Source organism: Lactiplantibacillus sp. C232, assembly GCF_023806725.1.
GTDB lineage: Bacteria > Bacillota > Bacilli > Lactobacillales > Lactobacillaceae > Lactiplantibacillus > Lactiplantibacillus plantarum.
Genome location: NZ_JAMSKZ010000006.1, coordinates 79516 through 99812, shown reverse-complemented (window position 1 = coordinate 99812; position 20297 = coordinate 79516). Strand labels below are relative to the sequence as shown.

At 44.2% G+C, this 20297-nt stretch carries 20 protein-coding genes; 1 reads left to right on the top strand and 19 read right to left on the bottom strand.

Annotation, left to right across the window (positions count from 1 at the left end):
* Window positions 1-7: 7 nt before the first annotated feature.
* Genes MZO41_RS07695 through MZO41_RS07680 form a run of 4 tightly spaced genes read right to left on the bottom strand, consistent with a single transcriptional unit; the run spans window position 8 to window position 5645 of the window.
* A complete protein-coding gene (locus MZO41_RS07695; RefSeq protein ID WP_013355252.1) occupies window positions 8-1582 on the bottom strand; it encodes a hypothetical protein in 1575 nt (524 codons plus the stop codon).
* Window positions 1575-3071: a glycan biosynthesis hexose transferase WsfD gene (gene wsfD / locus MZO41_RS07690; protein WP_003641015.1), complete on the bottom strand. Its 1497-nt coding sequence runs from the start codon at window positions 3069-3071 to the stop codon at window positions 1575-1577. The genes MZO41_RS07695 and wsfD overlap by 8 nt, the downstream gene beginning before the upstream one ends.
* 17 nt (window positions 3072-3088) lie before the next feature.
* Window positions 3089-4252, bottom strand: coding sequence for a glycosyl hydrolase family 8 (locus MZO41_RS07685; protein ID WP_003641014.1), 1164 nt, complete (start codon window positions 4250-4252; stop codon window positions 3089-3091).
* Entirely contained in the window at window positions 4233-5645 is a 1413-nt protein-coding gene (locus tag MZO41_RS07680; protein WP_003641013.1) for an FAD-dependent oxidoreductase, read from the bottom strand. The genes MZO41_RS07685 and MZO41_RS07680 overlap by 20 nt, the downstream gene beginning before the upstream one ends.
* A gap of 391 nt (window positions 5646-6036) precedes the next feature.
* Here MZO41_RS07680 and MZO41_RS07675 point away from each other — a divergent pair, with 391 nt between their 5' ends.
* Entirely contained in the window at window positions 6037-6717 is a 681-nt protein-coding gene (locus MZO41_RS07675; RefSeq protein WP_003641011.1) for an EAL domain-containing protein, read from the top strand.
* A 97-nt stretch (window positions 6718-6814) separates the two neighbouring features.
* On the opposite strand, the gene galU is transcribed toward MZO41_RS07675, so the two are convergent.
* From galU to MZO41_RS07600, 15 genes are all read right to left on the bottom strand, one after another.
* A complete protein-coding gene (gene galU, locus MZO41_RS07670; RefSeq protein WP_003641010.1) occupies window positions 6815-7735 on the bottom strand; it encodes a UTP--glucose-1-phosphate uridylyltransferase GalU in 921 nt (306 codons plus the stop codon).
* 43 nt (window positions 7736-7778) lie between these two features.
* Complete coding sequence (locus MZO41_RS07665) at window positions 7779-8795, bottom strand: NAD(P)H-dependent glycerol-3-phosphate dehydrogenase (protein WP_003641009.1); 1017 nt, start codon at window positions 8793-8795, stop codon at window positions 7779-7781.
* Window positions 8796-8812: 17 nt separating this feature from the next.
* Window positions 8813-9661 (bottom strand): prolipoprotein diacylglyceryl transferase, encoded by an 849-nt coding sequence (gene lgt / locus MZO41_RS07660; RefSeq protein WP_003641008.1) that lies wholly within the window; start codon window positions 9659-9661, stop codon window positions 8813-8815.
* A gap of 18 nt (window positions 9662-9679) precedes the next feature.
* The gene (hprK, locus tag MZO41_RS07655; protein ID WP_003643956.1) at window positions 9680-10627 is read right to left on the bottom strand and encodes an HPr(Ser) kinase/phosphatase; all 948 of its coding nucleotides are present in this window, start codon (window positions 10625-10627) and stop codon (window positions 9680-9682) included.
* A 145-nt stretch (window positions 10628-10772) separates the two neighbouring features.
* Complete coding sequence (locus MZO41_RS07650; RefSeq protein WP_003641006.1) at window positions 10773-11138, bottom strand: phage holin family protein; 366 nt, start codon at window positions 11136-11138, stop codon at window positions 10773-10775.
* A 21-nt stretch (window positions 11139-11159) separates the two neighbouring features.
* Complete coding sequence (locus MZO41_RS07645; RefSeq protein WP_013355250.1) at window positions 11160-11471, bottom strand: PspC domain-containing protein; 312 nt, start codon at window positions 11469-11471, stop codon at window positions 11160-11162.
* Window positions 11472-11570: 99 nt separating this feature from the next.
* A complete protein-coding gene (gene phoU / locus MZO41_RS07640) occupies window positions 11571-12245 on the bottom strand; it encodes a phosphate signaling complex protein PhoU (RefSeq protein ID WP_003641004.1) in 675 nt (224 codons plus the stop codon).
* Window positions 12246-12257: 12 nt separating this feature from the next.
* A complete protein-coding gene (gene pstB, locus MZO41_RS07635) occupies window positions 12258-13013 on the bottom strand; it encodes a phosphate ABC transporter ATP-binding protein PstB (RefSeq protein WP_003641003.1) in 756 nt (251 codons plus the stop codon).
* An 11-nt stretch (window positions 13014-13024) separates the two neighbouring features.
* Complete coding sequence (pstB, locus tag MZO41_RS07630) at window positions 13025-13834, bottom strand: phosphate ABC transporter ATP-binding protein PstB (protein ID WP_003641002.1); 810 nt, start codon at window positions 13832-13834, stop codon at window positions 13025-13027.
* Between the two features lie 14 nt (window positions 13835-13848).
* Window positions 13849-14733: a phosphate ABC transporter permease PstA gene (gene pstA, locus MZO41_RS07625; RefSeq protein ID WP_003641001.1), complete on the bottom strand. Its 885-nt coding sequence runs from the start codon at window positions 14731-14733 to the stop codon at window positions 13849-13851.
* Window positions 14723-15652, bottom strand: a complete 930-nt coding sequence (pstC, locus tag MZO41_RS07620; RefSeq protein WP_003643955.1) for a phosphate ABC transporter permease subunit PstC — start codon at window positions 15650-15652, stop codon at window positions 14723-14725. Before pstC ends, pstA begins: the two co-directional genes overlap by 11 nt.
* 10 nt (window positions 15653-15662) lie before the next feature.
* Window positions 15663-16538 carry a phosphate ABC transporter substrate-binding protein PstS family protein gene (locus MZO41_RS07615; RefSeq protein WP_011101150.1) on the bottom strand — a complete coding sequence of 292 codons (876 nt, stop codon included), beginning with the start codon at window positions 16536-16538 and terminating at the stop codon, window positions 15663-15665.
* 343 nt (window positions 16539-16881) lie between these two features.
* On the bottom strand, window positions 16882-18285 hold the full coding sequence (gene pnpS, locus MZO41_RS07610) for a two-component system histidine kinase PnpS (protein ID WP_003640998.1): 1404 nt from the start codon (window positions 18283-18285) through the stop codon (window positions 16882-16884).
* Window positions 18278-19006, bottom strand: coding sequence for a response regulator transcription factor (locus tag MZO41_RS07605; protein ID WP_003640997.1), 729 nt, complete (start codon window positions 19004-19006; stop codon window positions 18278-18280). The genes pnpS and MZO41_RS07605 overlap by 8 nt, the downstream gene beginning before the upstream one ends.
* Window positions 19006-20181, bottom strand: a complete 1176-nt coding sequence (locus MZO41_RS07600; RefSeq protein ID WP_003640996.1) for a PDZ domain-containing protein — start codon at window positions 20179-20181, stop codon at window positions 19006-19008. Before MZO41_RS07600 ends, MZO41_RS07605 begins: the two co-directional genes overlap by 1 nt.
* Window positions 20182-20297 lie beyond the last annotated feature (116 nt).

Genomic DNA, 20297 nt, shown 5'->3' with positions numbered 1-20297 from the left:
CCGTCCCCTACTTAGGTTTAAACATATTCAAATAAACCCGCCGACCAATCACAATAAACAAAACAAAAATTCCCAATGTCACCGAAAAGAAAATCAATAACACACTCCCCTGAGTTTTAAAGAACCGATTCATCCAGCTTTCTGCTGGTTTTACTGCAGCCAAGGTTGTCGTCGCTGGCGCATTATCAGTCACTTGTGTGGGCGCACCGTTTAACAAATACGTTCCACGCCGATAACTGATCGTCGCTGTTCCACTCTTGAGCATCGTCGTTGTCATTTGTTGTGCAGGGTCAAACCACTGATAGTTCATTCGGCTGAGTTGTCTAGTCAAATTGTGTAAACTCGTCTCACTATCTGGCATAGTCATTGTAAGTGCGGTGGGAATGGCAAAATTCAGCGCTAACTTACTGAGCTGATCACCAGATTTCAGCGTTTCAAAGGATTTAGCACTAACCCCATAAAAGGCCTGATCAAATACCGTTGCTTGATTATCTTGATGGGCATAAGTCGTCACCTTAGGATCGGGTAATAAGAGAACCTGATTCGCCTTAGTTAAAGCGTTCTGGCGGTAGACCCTGTCCTGGTTCCAATAAGCGGAAGCACTAATTCCAACTGGATAAACCTGATTCTGTGCTAACTGAATGACGTAACTGTCCATCAACTTGCTCAGTCCAGGACCGCTACTTGCCGTAACACCACCAACGACAGGTGTTTTTAAGAAAATAACCCCACCACGGTTTTCGATTAACCGTAAAACTTTGGCAAAGCGTTGATACGCTTTGAATTTGCCATTAGTGCCAACCGTTGTTGTGCTAACCGCAAATGGAATCCCTTGTTGATATAAGGTCGCACTGAGTTTATTCAACAAATTAAGATTAGAATACGGCGTTACCTTAGTAATCGTTAACAATGGTTGATAATGACTACGGGTACCGAATAATGTTGCCATTGTCTGAGTAGCTAACACTAAACTATAACCTCCAGTTGAAAGATAAGGTAGATAACCGTATCGACCAACGATGGTTCCATAAGGATATTCATGTTTTAGCGATGATTGTGCCCTCAAATAGCCGATTGTTTTGGCCTTAGCGGGTAACTTTGTGAGTGCCGTCATACTGCTCATAAATGGTAATAATTGGCGAACTTGTTGATCATTGCTCTGAAGAAAGAACTGTTGTTGGTAAACTTTGACCGGTTGGGCATTCAATTGTTGGGCCTCAATAGCGGTCAGATTTGTGCCAATATGCAGCTTCGTACCGCTGAACTGCTTACGATCCTTGATAAACGCTGCATTGTTGAGCTTAGTCTGCGGCCAGTTAATTAGCGTAATAACGCCTTGATAGTGTCGTAGTTCGCCAGCATGATAATCTTCGGCCGCCACCGTTTTGATGCTAATGTGTAGACCGGTCAGGATTCGTTGAATCATCGCGATTTTGGTTTGATCATTATTGGCCACATTCCGCGAATCATAAACCAGCATAACGTGTGTTGCTGATGTTTGAGCGTGGATCTCTGTCGGCAATAACCAGCTACAAAGTATAATGACACCCATGATTACCAACTGCCATAACCGCTTATGCATCTTGGTCCTCCTCTCGATAGGCATGCCACAAACGGTGATTTAAGGTATCCGAAATAAACAGCAAGACAATTAGATCAATGCTAACCGGAACCATAAATAAATGTTTTGCTAAGTCTGCATCACCATCACCAATGATTGAAATAATTGGCACAAAAATAAAAATCGACAAAAAACCTAATACTAAGAAAAACCGCAAGACGCCTTCGATTCGCTGCTGACGCAAATCATTATAAAAACCAACCAGATAAACCATCACTAACGCAACTACTAGAAGACAATTAAAGGCAAACTTTTGTGGAAAAAAAGCCCCGGCAATCTGACTATACGTTGTAAAGAATGTTAGTTGTTTTCCTGCGGGTGCTCCTGACGCTTGGGTGTAATCTCCAACCGCTTTAACTTGAGTAATCATGACATCGGCGGCGGCAAGATCCATCAATTTGCCAAACTGCTTCAGATGAGTCGCATAATACTTTAATACCCAACCAACTCCCAGCTTAGAAACCAAGTTTTTCTTAACATAAGAACCAGAAGCTTGAATCGTCGCAAACTGTTTAGCGTAGTAGTCTTGTGACTGCATTAAGGCATACTGCTCATCAATCCCATTCTGAGCAAGATCCTTACTAGGATCATCGGTTTGGGTCAAGATGCCGTGCGAAAAAGTCTGATAGGTATTGATATCCACAAAGTCTTGACCGATCAATTTATAGGTCAGTCCACCCGTGATCAAGATCATGACCATTCCCGCAAGCAAGTACACACGCATTGCGTTAAAGTGTGGCAAAAATAGTAACCCAATCGTCACGACCACAAAGCTCAATGCTAGCGGGGCGTTTTGTGACTTGTTAGTTATCAATAGAACTGTACAAACAAAATACAATGCAACGAGTGGCCACCGCCGCCGATATCGTTGTCGCGCTAGCAGTAAGACGGCTGAAAATGAGATTAAAGTTAGTCCTAACATTTGGGGCTCAGCAAAAAAAGAATTTAAATACAATGTAAATGAAGAATCACCAAATACTAGAACGACTAATCCCGCAATCAGATAATTTCGAAAACGCTTGGCAGGATACGTCAAAGCATCCGTCAATAAATAAATGCCACCCAGATAAGGAATCACATTCACAATACCCATAAACCGGATATCAAATACCGTCTTACTATAAAATAATTTATTGAGACCGATAGCCACTTTCACAAATAAGGGCTGAGATGAAAAGTTCACCGATCGATAGTCGTTGTAGTACTTCATCAAGCCAAATTTCTGCGTTACAAAATCAAAATAGTTGTAGTGCGTTCCCAGCAACTTATAAATACCATTGGTATACATCGCCCGATAAAAATCGCCATTATCAGCCAGTCCGTTAATGGGCGGTACAAATGCCACATAAGCAGCCAAACCAGCACAAAGTAAAGTTGCGAGTAGTGGGGGTGGCATTAGCTGTTGAAACAGCCGCGTTGCGCGCCAAAATTGTTGTTTTAACTTAGTCACAAAGATTACCTCAATCTCTAATTAAACGCTGCGTTTAGCGCCGTCAAATTACTATATGAATACACTTGCTTGGTTTTGACATCCCCAATACCACCGTTAATCGGCGAACTGTCTTGCTGTACCTGCAATCGCCAAACATTATTCATCGCAACTTGATAATGCTTTTCATCACCCAGCGTCGCAAAGATCGACGCCGCTAACGCATAGTTGGCCGCTGATTCACCACCAACACTCACCGTGCCCCTTGTCGTATAACCGTTTGCTAAATCACGGTGGGTGACCCGTTGAATCAGCCATCGCCGACTAGTCGCTTTTAGGTGACCAACTTCTGCTAAATGCAATAAGGTTTCCAAAGCCTCTGATGTATTCAGGTTACCATCACTATATTGGCTAGTGGTCCATTGGTAACTTTTTGCATACAAGGGAAAAACATCACCTAAATAACCGCCCTTAAGGACAATCAATTGCTTCTTATACGCACTCCGGCCCTTCTTAGTATCTTGTTCAAAATACTTAAGTGTTCGTAAATCAAAGTAAGCTAAACTGCCCGTCGTAGTTGCCTTACGCGCATGAACATCGTAATAATCGACCAGGTGCCCATCCTTGATTGTTGTATTGACCAGATTCTGATAACGTTGCGTGGCTTTCTGGCGATAATGATTAGTATGATGTGCTTGATCATAAGTAAGTAGCGCACGGATTATCCGTAAATCGTCCAACGTAGCGTTGACCGCATACCGCTTCTTGGTACGTGGATCATAACGATAACTGAACAACCCGTTTTCATTAAAGGTCGCTTTCGTCTGGCGATAGAATTGCCGAAATTGTGCCCATTGGCGAGTCGTAACCAGGTACTGTAGCCACATCCCCGATGACTCACTCAACATTTCATGACCAGTGGCCGTTGCAGTCGTCCGTTTACGCGTATCTAAATAGTTCGTATAAAGCCCTTGCTTCGTCAAAAGTCCTCGTTTAATAAATGCAGCTAGTTTTACCCGCCGTTGCTTTGACACCTTAGTCGCATAGGCCGTCGTCGTTACAAATCCACTTGGCGCATGTCGTGGTGTACTAACCGTAGTTTGTTTCCGACACCCACTGACAACTGCAGTCAGCATCACTAACACGACCAGCCACCCAAGGTAACGCAGACGTCCTGGACGTCTATTGTAAATCCTTGTCATTTTGCTTGGCCCAATCGCCATAGGCCGTAATTCGTGGGTGATTGCGGCCTGCCTGGCGTTCTTGTTCAATCGCTTGTTGGGCGACGAGGTTCAGATAATTGAAGGGTTCATCAAAATTAGGTGAGAATAACATATCCACAAATGCTAGATCATCGATGGTGTTTCCATTTTGAATCGCGATTGATAACGCATTAGCAGACTGTGCCACTTCATGCGCACTTAAGAACTGAGCACCGAGAATTTTACGATTTTCCGGATTATAAATTAATTCAATCATCAGTTTCGCCGTACTTGGCATGTAAGCTGGTCGCCAGTTGCCCTCATAAGTCACCCGTTCAGCTGGAATATGATTCAATTTCGCCATTGCCAGTGTTAACCCCGTGGTTGCCAGCGTGTGATCGAAGAGTTGCATGGCCGATGTCGCTTGAGTCCCCATATATCGTTGCTGGTTACCAAAAACATTGGCCCCCGCTAACGCACCCTGCCGAACCGCATTGGTTGCTAATGGCGTATAAGCCGAACGCCCAGTTGGGTTGAAGTTAACAACACAAGAATCACCAGCAGCGTAAATATCTGGGTCAGAGGTCTGAACGTAATCATTGATGATAATGGCACCGTGCTTATCCATCTCAACTTGACCGCGTAACAGTTCCGTATTGGGAACAAACCCAGTTCCGACAATTGCTAAATCAGCATTAAAATCGCCTTGATTGGTTTCAATGACAAGTTCACCATCATCATTACCAGTAAAGGCAGTTACTTGGTGATTCAATAGCACGTTCACGCCATGATCTTTTAATAGCTGAACTGCTTGGTCTGAAATTTCTTTACTAATGTAATTATTCAAAATTTGATCATGCGATTGGAATAACGTTACTTCATGATGTGTATTCGCATAACTTTCAGATAATTCGGTTCCAATATAACCCGCCCCAATGATTGCGATCCGCTGATTGTCTTGGGCTGTTTGGTAAATTTCCTGTGCTTGGCTGTAGGTCTTGCATAATAGGACCTTAGACTCATCGATTCCAAAAATCGGCGGGACCGCAACATTTGAACCAGTCGTCATAATCAATTTATCATAAGTATCGCCAAACACTTTTCCAGTAGTCATGTCAACCACTTGTAAGGTCTTCGACTGGGCGTCAATTTTTAACACGTTATGTTTGGTTCTGACCATTGCCCCCAACTTGGCTAACGTTTCTGGTGACGAATAGAACATATCCTCCAAGTGATTGACCTTTCCCCCGAGATAAAGGTAGATCCCACATGATAAGAATGAAATATTGTCATCACGCTCATAAATCGTGACCGTAGCCTCCGGATGATCCTTCAGAATTTGTGCAGCCGCAGCGGTCCCCGCATGCGTACATCCAACAATTACAATCTTCATTTCATTTTGCTCCCAATTATAATTTTATTTATTTAACCATAGGTATATTATAACCGCTTTACTGCGCAAATACATAACTCTAGTTAATATAAATACAGGTCATGATGAAACATAACTACTTTTAAAAACCAATCAGCGATACGCTGGCAAGCAGTTATTCTCACAATATCGTCCATACCAGCTTTGCCAGGTAACCACTAATTGACTTTTTACTCATTTTCAGAAAATTACCTTGTTCACCAAGCAGTTTAGCACAATCATCATTAGCCCAATTGATAATCGATACCATGCAAAAAAAGATGGTGTCAAACAGTTTCACTTATTCATTTTTTGGTATAGTATGTATTAGGAAGCATCAAATCGTGTTAATTCAAGTCTAAGGAGTTCCCTTATGTACCGCTATTTTATTCAGCCCCAGTTAGATAAATTTAATAATTCACTGATTGGCTACGAGATGCTGATTCGCTATCGTGAGACTGATCAGGACCGGTGGACCTTACCAGAAAGCTTCGATAATATTCCGATCGATGTACAAGTCAGCTTACTAAAGGCTACGGCTAGTGAGCTTGCATTAAAAATTGGGTCAGTATCAATTAACTTTAATCGCAAGCAATTTTTAAATGATGATATTGCTGCCGCAGTCATTGATGCTCAGAAAAAGCTATTCCCGGTTCATGTTATCGTCGAAGTCACAGAAGAACCCGGTGAAGATACGTTTACACTGGCGGCGATGCAACAACAAATTGATAAGTACAAGGCTAACGGCCTACAATTTAGCATTGATGACGTTGGCACGGGAATCAACGTTTACGACCACATTAAACCGCTACTCGAATCGGCCGAAGAAATCAAATTCGCCATGCAAAACTTTCGGGCCGAAGATCGTGAAAACGAGATTCCCATTCAATTAAAATTCTGGCGCGACATTGCGGTACAACATGATATCCGGTTAATTCTAGAGGGTGTTGAAAACGATGCCGAAGATCAAATGGCGAATGACTTAAATATTTCACTACGCCAAGGTTATTATTATGGCAAGCCCCATTTATTCAAATTAAAAGCCGACCACTAGGTGCCAGCTTAATTAGTGAATCGCAATTATTCAGCAGTTAACTAAAAACAACCGTGAAATCTTAATAGATTTCACGGTTGTTTTAATTAATCAAGTATTATTTAGTTGGTTTCTTCGTTGTTTTAGGAGCGGCGCTATCTTCTTTAGATAACTTAGCACCAAGATCCTTGATGTAAGTCCGCAAGTCAGCCTTAACATCCGGATGAGTTAACCCGTATTCGATCGTCGTCTTCAAGTAGCCAAACTTGTAGCCAACATCGTGCCGAGTCCCCTTGAATTCATGGGCAAAGACCCGCTGAGTCTTGTTCAACGTATCAATGGCATCCGTCAATTGAATTTCGTCACCCTTACCAGGTTTTTGGTTTTCAAGAACATCAAAAATTTCTGGTGTTAATAAGTAACGACCAATGATAGCAAGATCACTAGGCGCGTCTTCAGGTGATGGCTTTTCAACAAAGTTATTAACGTTGTATAGGCCCGGTTCCTTTTCACTTTCAGGATTGATAACCCCATACTTAGAAACTTCCTCATGAGGAACCTTCATAACAGCTAACGTTGACGCATGTGTCTTGTCATAGCTATTCATTAACTGTTTGGTTAACGGTACTTTGTCTTCCATTAAATCATCACCAAGCATGACGACGAAAGGTTCGTCACCAACGAAAGCTTTAGCCGTTAAAACGGCATCGCCCAAACCACGTGGGTGTGATTGCCGGATAAAGTACAAGTTAATGTCTGTGGTTTCTTGAACCAGCTTGAGCATTTCTTCCTTGTGCTTAGCCCGTAAGTTATCCTCTAATTCTGGGTTAGAATCATAGTAATCTTCAATACTACGCTTGCTCTTACCCGTGACGATAACAATGTCTTCGATCCCCGATTTACGAGCTTCGTCAACAATGAACTGAATCGTTGGTTTATCAACGATTGGTAACATTTCTTTAGGCATCGCCTTAGTAGCAGGCAAAAACCGTGTTCCTAATCCGGCCGCTGGGATAACGGCTTTTCTAACTTTTGACATGTGATAAATCCTCCTAAAAATAGTGAAATTAGTTTGGAAATTCCTACTGAATCTCAGGTTTCCCCTCGCGCCGCATCAATTGTGGAATGACTTCCTTAATGTCGGCACTCTTATATAATACATCATAAATCGCTTCAGTGATGGGCATTTCGATATTTTGTTGCTGTGCAAGCTCGTAAGCGGCTTTAGTTGACGGGATACCTTCAATAACCATGCCCATGGTATCAATCACCGTCTTGAGGTCCTGACCAGCACCTAACTCATTACCAGCGCGCCAGTTACGCGAATGGACACTAGTTGCCGTAACAATTAAATCGCCAACACCGGATAAACCGATAAATGTCAACGGCTCTGCGCCCAACGCCACTCCGAGCCGACTGATTTCAGCTAAACCACGAGTCATTAAGGCTGCCTTGGCGTCATCACCATAGCCCAGGCCGTGTAGCGCACCAGCACCCAGGGCAATGATATTTTTGAGCGCCGCACCTAGTTCAACACCAACCACGTCGGTATTCGTGTAAATGCGGAAATAGTCATTCATGAAGAGTTGCTGTACTAATTCGGCTGCAGATTCATCGGCGCTAGCCGCCGTAATCAACGTAATATCGTGGCGGGCCACTTCTTCAGCATGACTAGGGCCCGATAAGACAACGATCGCTTGTCGTAATTCGGCGGGAATTTCTTCTGCCAAAACTTGCGACAGCCGCTTGTGTGTCTCTTGTTCGAGTCCCTTGCTAGCATGCACAATAATCGGCCGCTGATGGGTCTTGGCAAGCACGGCAGTCACTTGTTGGGCCACTTCGCGAATCGCTTTGGTTGGTACGACAAACAAGATTACATCCGCACCATCAATCGCCTGTGTTAGATTAGAATAAGCGGTCAACGTTTCTGAATATTTAAAATCAGGAACGTATCGCTCATTCGTGTGTTGCTCATTTAATTCTGTGACTTGGGCCGGTGAGTACGACCAGAGCCGCACTGAGTGGCCATTTTCATCCAACAGATTTGCCAAAATGCTACCCCATGAGCCAGCACCTAAAACGGCAATTTTTTTCATCATTCAAATAACCCTCTAATCTACTTATTTTCTGCGACAACCTTTTGACCAGAACCAGCTAAATACCAACGATTATTCGGATTGTGACGCCGGCGCCAGATCATTAAGCCAATGCTACCAAAGAACAGTACCACTGACAACGCTTGTGAGACCCGAATAACGTTAAATAACATGAGCGAGTCAGTCCGCATCCCTTCTGTGAAGAAGCGACCAAAGGCGTACCAAGCAACATAAGTCAAGAAGACATCACCCTGCTTATACCAATGTGTGCGATGACGCGTGAGCATCAGTAAGGCAAATCCTAATAGATCCCATACCGACTCATACAAGAATGTTGGTTGCCGATACGCGCCACGGATATACATCTGGTTAATCAGCCAATCAGGTAAGTGCAAGCCTTGTAAGAAACTCAGACTAGTCACTCGACCAAAAGCCTCCTGATTCATAAAGTTACCCCAGCGACCAATACCTTGGCCCATGATCACCGTTGGTGCGGCAATATCAAGCATTAGCCAAGTTGGGATAAAGCGTGACCGACAGAATAAAATGACCACAATTCCGGCGCCAATCAAGCCACCATAGATGGCAATTCCACCATCCCAGATACGGATGATTTCACCGGGATTCTGACGATAATATGACCACTGGAAAATCACATAGTAAGTCCGCGCCGCAATTAAAGTAAACGGAAGTGCCCATAAAATCATATCGTAAATGTCATCGGGCCGAACACCCCGTCGCTGACCTTCACGTACTGCTAGTGCAACCGCAATGACGACGGCACTAGCAATAATGACGCCGTACCAATGGACCTGAATTGGTCCTAACCGCAGTGCAATTGGGTTAAGTGCCCCTAAAACGGTATTCACGCTACTGCCATCTCCTTATTACTTGTGAGAATCATGCACGGAATTCGTTTTGATCAACTTGTTCAAGTTATCGTCAAAGACCTTGGTCGCATCGTAGCCCATGCTCTCGGCCCGAAAGTTCATGGCCGCTGCTTCGATAATGATTGCTAGGTTACGTCCAGTCTTAACTGGAATCGAGATTTCAGGAACTTCAACATCAAAGAATTTCCGGTTCTGTTCTCCATTTCCTAGTCTATCAAATTGCTTATCAGGCGTCCAATTCTCAAGGTGCACGATAAGGTCAATGTCGGTATCTTGACGAACAGCCCCAGCGCCAAAAAGATTCATAACATCAATAATTCCGATACCTCGAATCTCCAATAAGTGATTCAAGATTGCGGGTGCTTCACCGACAAGCGTTTGTTCATCCTGTTGATAGACATCGACCCGGTCATCAGCAATCAAACGATGCCCCCGTTTGACTAATTCCAGGGCCGTTTCACTCTTCCCAACACCGGAATCACCAGTAATCAGCACACCTAATCCATAGATGTCAACTAATACCCCGTGGACAGATTGTCGTTCAGCTAATTTACCTTCCAAGTAATTCGTCATATTACTTAGAATCCGTGATGATGTCATTTTCGTTCCTAAAATCGGCACGCCATTTTCCTCACCGGCTTGCACGAGTTCTTCTGGAACGGGTAACCCCGTTGAAATGACGAACGCGGGTGTGGTTAACTGACACATCTTACGAAAAATCATCAGTCGTTCATCATGACTCATATTTTTCGAATAAGCGGTTTCAGTTTTACCTAGCAATTGCACTCGTTCACGAGGATAGTAGTTGAAGTAACCGGTCAACGCCAGCCCCGGACGTGAAATGTCGCTCGTTGTAATATCTTTCTTTTCTAATAAGTCAGCGCCATGATACACATCCAGGCGCGTATTTTTCACCAAATCGGCAACGGTTACACTTCCTGCCAAAAGAATCCCTCCTAATTGTTCCACTAATAAAAAAGTGTGGCCCGCGTTGTCCAGTCGCGCCATTACGCTACCCTTTCAAGCGGCCACACTTTTATGACTGAAAACGGATTATTTCTATCTTCTAATCTTAGCACTTTAAAGCGCTTTATTCACCATCAACGCCGTCTTTCGCGAAAAAGTTGGAAACAATCACGTTAGCAATTGACATGAGAATCGAAACAACCATCGCCATGCCAAAACTCGAAAAGCCGAAATTGGCCTTACCCACAACGTAGGATGTCATCTGAAGCATAAAACCATTGATGACAATACTGAATAGCCCGAGTGTCAATAACGTAATCGGTAACGATAATAACAGCAAAAACGGCTTAATAGCGGCGTTTAAAATTGCAAGCACAAAACTGGCAATTAAAGCCATCCACACACTTGCAACGTGAAAACTGCTCTGAAAAAAGCCAGCAATCGCAATAAATAAGATTGTATTGATTAAAATTCGTTTCCAAAAGCCCACTGTATAATCACTCCATTAATCTTAGTGACGCGGATCATCCTCTTCATGAACGTTATGAATCTCTTTGCGCCCATGCGCTTGCGGTTTAGCTTGAATACCGGTACTTTGCCGCATCTGTTCGAAGAAACCCGTATTGTCTGGTTTACTTGGGATAATTGTCATTAATACTAAGTATACCAAAACACCAAAGCCATGGGTAACCAAGGTTAAAATAACGTAGAGTACTCGTAGAATCGTTGCATTCCAGTTCAAATATTCAGCAATGCCCCCGAGGACGCCGGCGAAAACGCGATTATTAGATTTAGTTAACTTTTGTTTTGTATTTGATTTCATCGTTAGACGCTCCTTATCAGTTTATCTAACCATATCTTACTAATTGTAAAAGCCGGTTGCAAACTAGACGACCGGCTTTAAGCAATTATTTATGATTAGTTACACTAAATTAGAACTTTCTGGATTCAATTCGATAATCTCACCAGTATTCAAATACACGATCCACTCACCAATATTAGTTACTAACGCCCCGATGCGCATTAGGTAAGTTGCAACATTCAGGTAATCCGTGGAACCGATGACCGTCTCAGGATGGCGCTCCATCTTGGAGATCCCCTTCTCATTAATACGATCATACATCTCCCCGACTTTTGCGTCTTTAGCTGCGACCCGGCGTGCTTCCTGATCATCACTTTTGACGTAAGCTGCCAACATCTCTTCGACCATCTTTCGCACGCGATTCCCCATTTCTGATAACGCTGCTTCAATTTCAGGGACGCGCACATTTCCTTTGACCCGAATCGTAGCGTGAGCAATATTACGTGCATAATCGGCCATCCGTTCCAATTCAGAGACGGCTTTCAAAATGGTGACAATTTCTCGCAAATCAGAAGTGACGGGTTGGTATAACGCAATCATCTCAAATGATTTCTGTTCTAGTTCAACTTCCCGTTGGTTGATTTTAGCATCATTATCAATGATTTCTTGTGCGAGGTCGCGGTCATGGTCGATAAACGCCTTGACTGCCTTTTCAATCGTCTCGCTAACCATCATTCCCATTTCAGTGAAGTTTGCATCAATATCGTTTAGTTCATCATCAAAAAGTCGTCGCATGTTTTTTTCCTCCTAACCAAATCGTCCTGAAATATAGTCATTGGTTTCCTGTTTAACTGGATTCATGAAAATCTGTTTCGTGTCGTTGACCTCAATTAATTCACCATTCAGGAAAAACGCCGTTCGGTCAGAAATTCGTGACGCCTGTTGCATGTTATGCGTAACAGTTATGATAGTGTAATCCTGGCGCAAATTCAATAGGGTTTCTTCAATCATCCGACTCGATATCGGATCAAGTGCACTAGTGGCCTCGTCTAAAAGGATAATATCAGGTTCGACGGCTAGGACGCGTGCGATACAAACCCGTTGTTGTTGCCCACCAGACAATGATAGCGCATTGGCATGCAACCGGTCCTTAACTTCATCCCAAATTGCAGCCTGCTTCAGACTTTTTTCTACCGCCGCGTCTAAGCGTTCTTTATCATGGACTCCTGCCAACCGTAACCCGTAAATGACATTCTCATAAATTGAGAATGGAAAGGGATTCGGCTGTTGAAACACCATGCCGATTTCTTTACGCAATTGAACCGTATCGGTCGTGGGCGCATAAATATTGTGACCATTGAAGTTCACCTCACCCGTGATCGTTACATTAGGAATCAGATCGTTCATCCGGTTCAAGCAACGTAAAAAGGTGGATTTACCACAGCCAGAGGGCCCAATCAAAGCCGTGATTCCTTTATCATCAAAATCAATGTTAATTCCTTTGAGGGCCTCTTTTTTACCATAAAATAATGATAAGTTCTCGGTCGTTAAAATTGTACTCATGAACGGTCCTCCTATCCAAAGTTTCCGGAAATATAGTCATTCGTCAGATCAACCTGAGGATTGGTAAAAATCTCACCGGTCTCTGAGTATTCTAGGACTTTGCCGAGGTTAAAGAACGCGGTATAGTCGCTAATTCGAGATGCTTGTTGCATATTATGCGTCACAATAATAATGGTATAATTCTGCTTTAGTTCTAACAAAGTATCTTCAATTTGACTTGTCGATACTGGATCCAAAGCACTCGCTGGTTCATCGAGCAGTAAAATGTCTGGCTTGATTGCAATTGCCCGAGCAATACAGAGTCGTTGTTGCTGCCCGCCAGACAGAGCTAACGCACTTTTATTTAAGTCATCTTTAACTTGGTCCCACATCGCCGCTTGCCGTAAAGACCGTTCAACAATTTCATCCAAGTCTTGTTTCTTGTTCATTCCGCGCTGGCGGAGTGCAAAAGCAATATTCTCATAGATTGATTTGGCAAACGGATTAGGCCGTTGAAACACCATGCCAATGTGCCGGCGCATCTCATAGACATCAATATCATTACTGTTAATATCTAAGCCGCGATACATAATTTTGCCCTTAACCGTTGCAATACGGTCATTCATTCGGTTTAGCGAACGCAAGTAGGTTGACTTTCCGGAACCGGATGGGCCAATCAACGCACTAATCTTATAACGTTCAAACTGTAAATCGCCCTCTGAAATAGCCTCGGATTTACCATAAAAGACGTGTAAATCCTCAGTTGAAAGCGCGATTTCATGATCTTTAGGATCAAACGCCATGATGTTACGTTGTGTCGTCGTCATTGTGTTATCTGCCATCAAAACGGCCTCCTTTATTCAGCGGTTAAGTGTTTGTACAAGCGTTTGCCAAGCCAACGAGCTAAGAAGTTAAAGAGCAATACCGCAATAATTAATACGGCTGAAGCTCCCGCCGAAACGGCTTTCGCGTCCGGCATAATTCCTTCTGAGTTGATCTTCCAAATATGAACGGCCAACGTTTCGGCTGGACGTAGTGGACTGAGTGGACTACTGATATCAAATGGATTCCAGTTACCAAAGTCCAAGGCTGGTGCACTTTGACCCGCAGTGTAGATTAAAGCTGCGGCTTCACCAAAGATCCGCCCGGCACTCAAGACGACCCCCGTTAAAATGCTTGGTAAGGCAGCGGGAACTACGATCTTCGTCACTGTCTCCCAACGTGATAGCCCTAACGCGTAGCCGGCCTCCCGTTGATTATCTGAGATATTGGCGAGTGCTTCCTCAATACTCCGGGTTAAAATCGGTAAGTTAAACACGGTCAGCGCAAACGCCCCGGAAAGAATCGAGAAGCCTAACTTGAACTGCACTACAAAAAACAAGTATCCGAACAGCCCCACGACTACGGATGGCAATGAACTCAGAATTTCAATGGTCGTCCGAATCAGGCCAGTCACCGTATTTTGCGGCGCATATTCATTTAGATAGATCCCCGCACCCAGTGAAATCGGTAATGAAATCAATAACGCTAAAAATAGTAAGTAGAAGGAGTTAAACAACTGAATGCCAATCCCACCACCCGCTTCAAAAGCCAGGGCCGGCGACGTTAAAAAATGCCACGAAATTTTGGGCACCCCTTGGATCAGAATGTATCCCAATAGGGCAACTAAGATGATGACCACAAAGGCTGCGACGCCGTATAGCACGCCAGTGGCAATTTTATCGATGCGTTTAGCGTTCATGGTTTAATTTCCCCTTTCGACCAATGTAGCGAATGACTAAGTTAAAGACTAAGGACATCAATAACAGGATCATGGCTAATGACCACAATGCATTATTTTGTAATGAACCCATGACAGTGTTCCCGATTCCCATCGTCAAGATACTTGTCAAAGTTGCGGCTGGTGAAACTAGGTTATGCGGCAACAACGTCGCGTTCCCAATCACCATTTGGACCGCCAGAGCTTCCCCAAAGGCGCGGGCCATCCCAAATACGACGGCAGTCAGCATGCCAGGAATGGCTGCCCGCAGGACGACTTTATAAATTGTTTGCCAGCGCGTCGCCCCTAGAGCTAGCGAGGCTTCTCGGTAATAACGGGGTACCGAATTCAGCGCATCCGCCGTCATTGACGTCACGGTCGGTAAGATCATGACAAATAGCACAAAGGTCCCAGAAAGAATCCCGTAGCCACTCCCCCCAAACGTATTACGAACAAACGGTACGACAACTTGTAGCCCGATAAATCCATACACTACGGATGGAATACCAACTAATAGTTCCGTAACTGGCCGGAGAATCTTCGCCCCCCGCCGTGGTGAAATTTCGGTCATAAAGACCGCCGTCCCGATAGCAAACGGTGTGGCAATTAAGGCCGAAAGAATCGTAATCAAAAACGACCCAACAATCATCGGTAGTGCCCCCACAGCTGGTTGCCCATTCGTTCCGACTGTTCCGGGGTTCCACTGCGTCCCACTCAGAAATTGCCATAGATTAATGTGATTTTGAAAAAAGGTTGCTAACCCCCGTGATGCAACAAAGTAGAAAATCAAAAAGACAATCCCGACAATTAGCGCTAGACAAACTAGACTAATGGCCTTACCACGCCGTTCAATTTTACTAGCAACTGATTTTTTTAATAAGCTTTCTCGAATTTTATCCATGCGCTCTCCCTCATTTCATAACTGAAACTTTACCGGCCGCATTCCGCTGTACTTGCATGTCATGGACCGAAATATAACCTAACTGCTTGACTAACTTCTGCTGAACAGCGGTTGATAAAATGTAATCAATAAATTTTTTGGTTAACTGATTGGGGTGCTTCCCCGTATATAAATGTTCGTAGGACCAGATGTACCAGCGATTATTCCGCACATTTTTTTCGGTTGGCCGAATACCATCAACATTGACGGTCTGGACTGAGTTGTCTAAGTAAGAAAAAGCCACATAACTAATTGCGCCAGGTGTACTAGCAACAATTGACCGAGCTAATCCTGACGAATCTTGTTCTTGGGAATCAACACTCTGATTACCCTTTAAGGCGTATCGCTCAAATGTCTTCCGGGTTCCGGAGCCTTGAGCACGGTTAATTAACGTAATCGGTAAATTACGTCCACCAACTTCACGCCAATTCGTGACCTTGCCAGTAAAAATCTGAATGAGTTGCTGCTGCGTCAAATTGGTAATGCCCGCCTTTTTATTAACGATGGGGGCAATACCGACGACGGCTACCCGGTGATCAATTAACTTGCTCGCTGTAATGCCAGACTGTTCTTCGGCAAAAATATCAGAATTACCGATTGCCACGGCCCCCGCCTGAATTTGACTGAGTCCCGTTCCAGAGCCACCACCCTGCACATTGATAAACACACCGGTATGGTTGCTGCTGTATTGTTCACCGGCTGCTTCAACCAGTGGCTGTAAGGCCGTTGATCCAACCGCGGTAATTGATTCACTGGCACTAGTTCGATCACGATGTGTGTACCCTAATCCAACTAGTCCAATGATCGCGATTAACACGATTAATTGGATGACCCGACTTTTTCTCATAACTATATACCTCCTACCCATTGCTCATATTCAATAATACAAAGTTTGTGTAAATGCTTTATATGAGTTTTGTAAAGATTGTGTAAACGTCGATATATTTTTAATTATTACCGGCTTTTAGCCCCCAATATGAAAGGAAAATTAAAAAAGTGCACAAAAAAACGATTTTCAAGGTTTACATTTACCTTAAAAATCGTTATCAATTCGTCTGGCTTAATTACGACACATTCAATTCTCAACTAATGACATCTTTTGACTCAGCAATACAACTCATACCGTCACCACGTCATCATTTGATAGACCACCAGTTACAATCAGAACTGTCCGTATGCTTAACGCCTTACTACTGCTCGGAAGCACTCGCAGCTAGTGGCAATGTAACTGTCATAGTTGTCCCAACGCCCCGTTGACTGACAACGTCGATTGTTCCGTGCATTGCGTTGACCAATTCTTGAACAATCGCTAATCCGAGTCCAGTCCCACTCACAAGTTGCTGTGAACGTGACGGACTCGCCCGATAGAAGCGTTCAAAAATACGCTGTTGATCATCGGCACTGATACCAATGCCCGTATCTTTAACTATCAGCGACCACGTTTGATGACTGACCATGGTGGCAATCGTCACGCTACCATGAGGTCGATTATACTTGATTGCATTCGTTAACAGATTTTTGATGATCTGACTCAACTTCTGTGAATCGCTCGTTATCATTAGATCAGCATCGACTTGGTTATTGATCGTTAAGTGCTGACGTTCGATTGCCTGCTGAACTACAGCCAGTTCCTGTTCGATCAATGGTCGAACAGCAAGCGGAGCTAAGGTTAACATCGTCGTATTCTGAGCACGAATTCGCGATAGCGACAGAACATCCTGAATGAGATCAATCAACCGTTGACTTTCATCCGCAATAATATGCAAGAATTGGTCAAGCGTGTCCGGATCATCCTTGGCACCACTTAACAACGTTTCAGTGAAACCGGAAATGGCTGTAATCGGCGTCTTCAACTCGTGGCTAGCGTTGCTGACAAAATCATCCTGCATTTGTTCAATCATATAGACTTCAGTGATATCATACAACATCAGGACAATTTGAAATTGTGAACGATTGCCTTGGATATAAACGGTTGAAGCCTCGACAACCTGCGTGTTAGGCGCTGGGGTCAGCGTAATCGTTGCCCGTTGATTTTTGCCACTAGTAATCGTATCTTCAATCAATTTAGTCAACGCGTACAGCTGAATATCCTTGGTATAAATGTGGGCCACCGTATTAACCGAGACTTGCAATAGTTCACTCATCGCCGGATTAGACAGTTGAACCTGTCGCCGGTGGTCAATGACCATCACTCCCACAGGCAAGTACCGCATAATCATCATTAACTCTTTTTCTTGTAGTTCCGCACGGCGCGTCTGACTTTTTTGATAACTCTCTAACTGGTTGACCGCTTGTGCTAGGCTGTATAAGGGGTCCGATTGTGGCAATAAGATATGTGGTGGAAATTGCTGGCTACTCATCTGACGAAGCTTAGCTTCCATACGGTCGATCGTGCGCTGCCGTTCACTTTGTTGCCGCCAAGCGATCAAGCCCTCGATTACTGCCAAAACCAGCCAAGCACCAACTAAACAACCGACTAGGCGCCAGGACCACTTAATTGGCGAAAAGTGCTGCAACACGACCAACACGATCAGAACCAGTAACACATTTTCCATGAGCAATAACCGTGTCGTCTGTTGCCAGCGATTATGCATGGCCGTCACCCACAAATTCGTAGCCAAAACCCCGGACCGTCCTGATCAACCGTGGCTGCTTGGGATCTGCTTCAATCTTTTCACGTAAATGTGAGATGTGAATATCAACGATCCGCGTCTCACTAGCATAGTCGTAGCCCCAGACGTGATTTAAAATCGCATCACGACTGAGAACCCGACCTTCTCGTTCAACAAAATACACAAGTAATTCAAATTCCTTTGGTGTCAAGCTGATATTTTTCCCGTTGCGCGCGACTCGGTATTTGTTTTGATCAATCTGTAAATCACCAACAAGCATTACCGCACGATTAGCAGGCGGCATGGGTGCCGGTGGTGTCACGGGCTCGTCCGGCGTTGTCCGCCGAATAACTGCTTTGATCCGAGCGAGCACTTCGCGGGGTGAAAACGGCTTGGTTATATAATCGTCCGCACCTAATTCCAAGCCGAACACTTTATCAAACTCATCATTTTTAGCCGTCACAATAATAATAGGCGTCTGAACCTTTTCTTGTCGTAACTTTTTTGTTACTTCCATTCCATCGAGTTTCGGCAACATCAAATCTAACAAAATACATGTAAATGATTGGGCCAGGCCTAATGACAACGCGTCCGCACCATCCGTCGCCGTCACAACTTCGTACCCCGCCTGCTTCAAGTTATATGATAATAACGTGACGATAGCTGGTTCGTCGTCTACCACTAAAATCTTATCCATGGTCATTAATCCTCCTGATCAGTGAATAACACAATTCCTAACTCGTGTGGGGCGCCATTATAGATCGCCGTTTCGGTAATAATTAATTCCTGTTGCCGATTGCGCACTTTGAGGTGAACATACGTCGGACTTTTCAGTAGGGCCGCGTAAAATTCAGCTTCCGTATTAACTGGTTGCCGGTTACATTCCAAGATAATATCTCCTAAATCGAGATTTAATTTATCCGCGGGCGTGTGGGGGCGTAACCCAATCACCCGCACACCTTGTTCAGTATCAGAATATCGAAACTGTTGGTGTCGATCATGATAACGGTGCTGTGCTAAGATTCCCCAAGTTAGCACAACGATTAATCCCATCAATGCTAGCAACCACTGCGGGCTGAGCACTGCAAAACGGGCAATGATTGCAACCAAAACACTCGCGAGTGTTACCCAACCATAGCGGGCCGCTAACTGCCGCCATGCAATTTGTGGCAGCTGCTTATAAACGCGAACACTCGTCCCAACTAATAAAGGCAACAATAAAATGCTGAAGGAGCGCTCGCCAACCATAAACACAGGCCACCAACTGATAGTTGCGTGTAACCAATCACCGGGGACCAGTACCCCAACTGGTAAGACCAACAATTGTTGCCACTGGTAACGAACAAGTCGCTTTCCACGTTGGTCGGGCTGTAGTTGCGGTGAACGGCCCTCATAATCATAGTGTCGTAACAAGACCGCCGTAGCCGCCAGCACGATGGCTAATAACAATAGTCCGTTCACCACCAAATTGCCACTCATACTGGTCATGGCAACACCGTGCCGTTGTAAAGCGCCCCCCACCGTCGTTAATTCCGGGCTCATAATCCAATAAACTAACCAGCTGAGGCCAAAAGCGGTCACTGGTACCAGTGCACCAGGAATAATGATCAAGCTAATGGCCGCCACTACTTCGTATATAACCACCCAGATGGGGGCCACCACTAGTCCCAATGCCAAGCTAATAATTGTCATTAGAACTCCTAGTAAACAGCCATCCACTAAAAAGTGGTGGACTTCAACTAATTGTGGGTTGATAGCACTCTGAAAATGCTGCCGTTCACTCTTCACCCGCCGTTTAGCGGTTAAATAACTACGCAGCAATCCTAACCAAACTAGCGGTTGTAAAAGAAACAATTCAAAAATCTTTAATACCTGCATGTGCGTGACCCCTAACGTTAAACTCTGAAGTTAGTATAGCATTTTTGCCCAAGGAGACCAACGCCGTTTCAATTCCGTCAGTCCTGCTATTACCGCTTTAATATCTCTATATTATA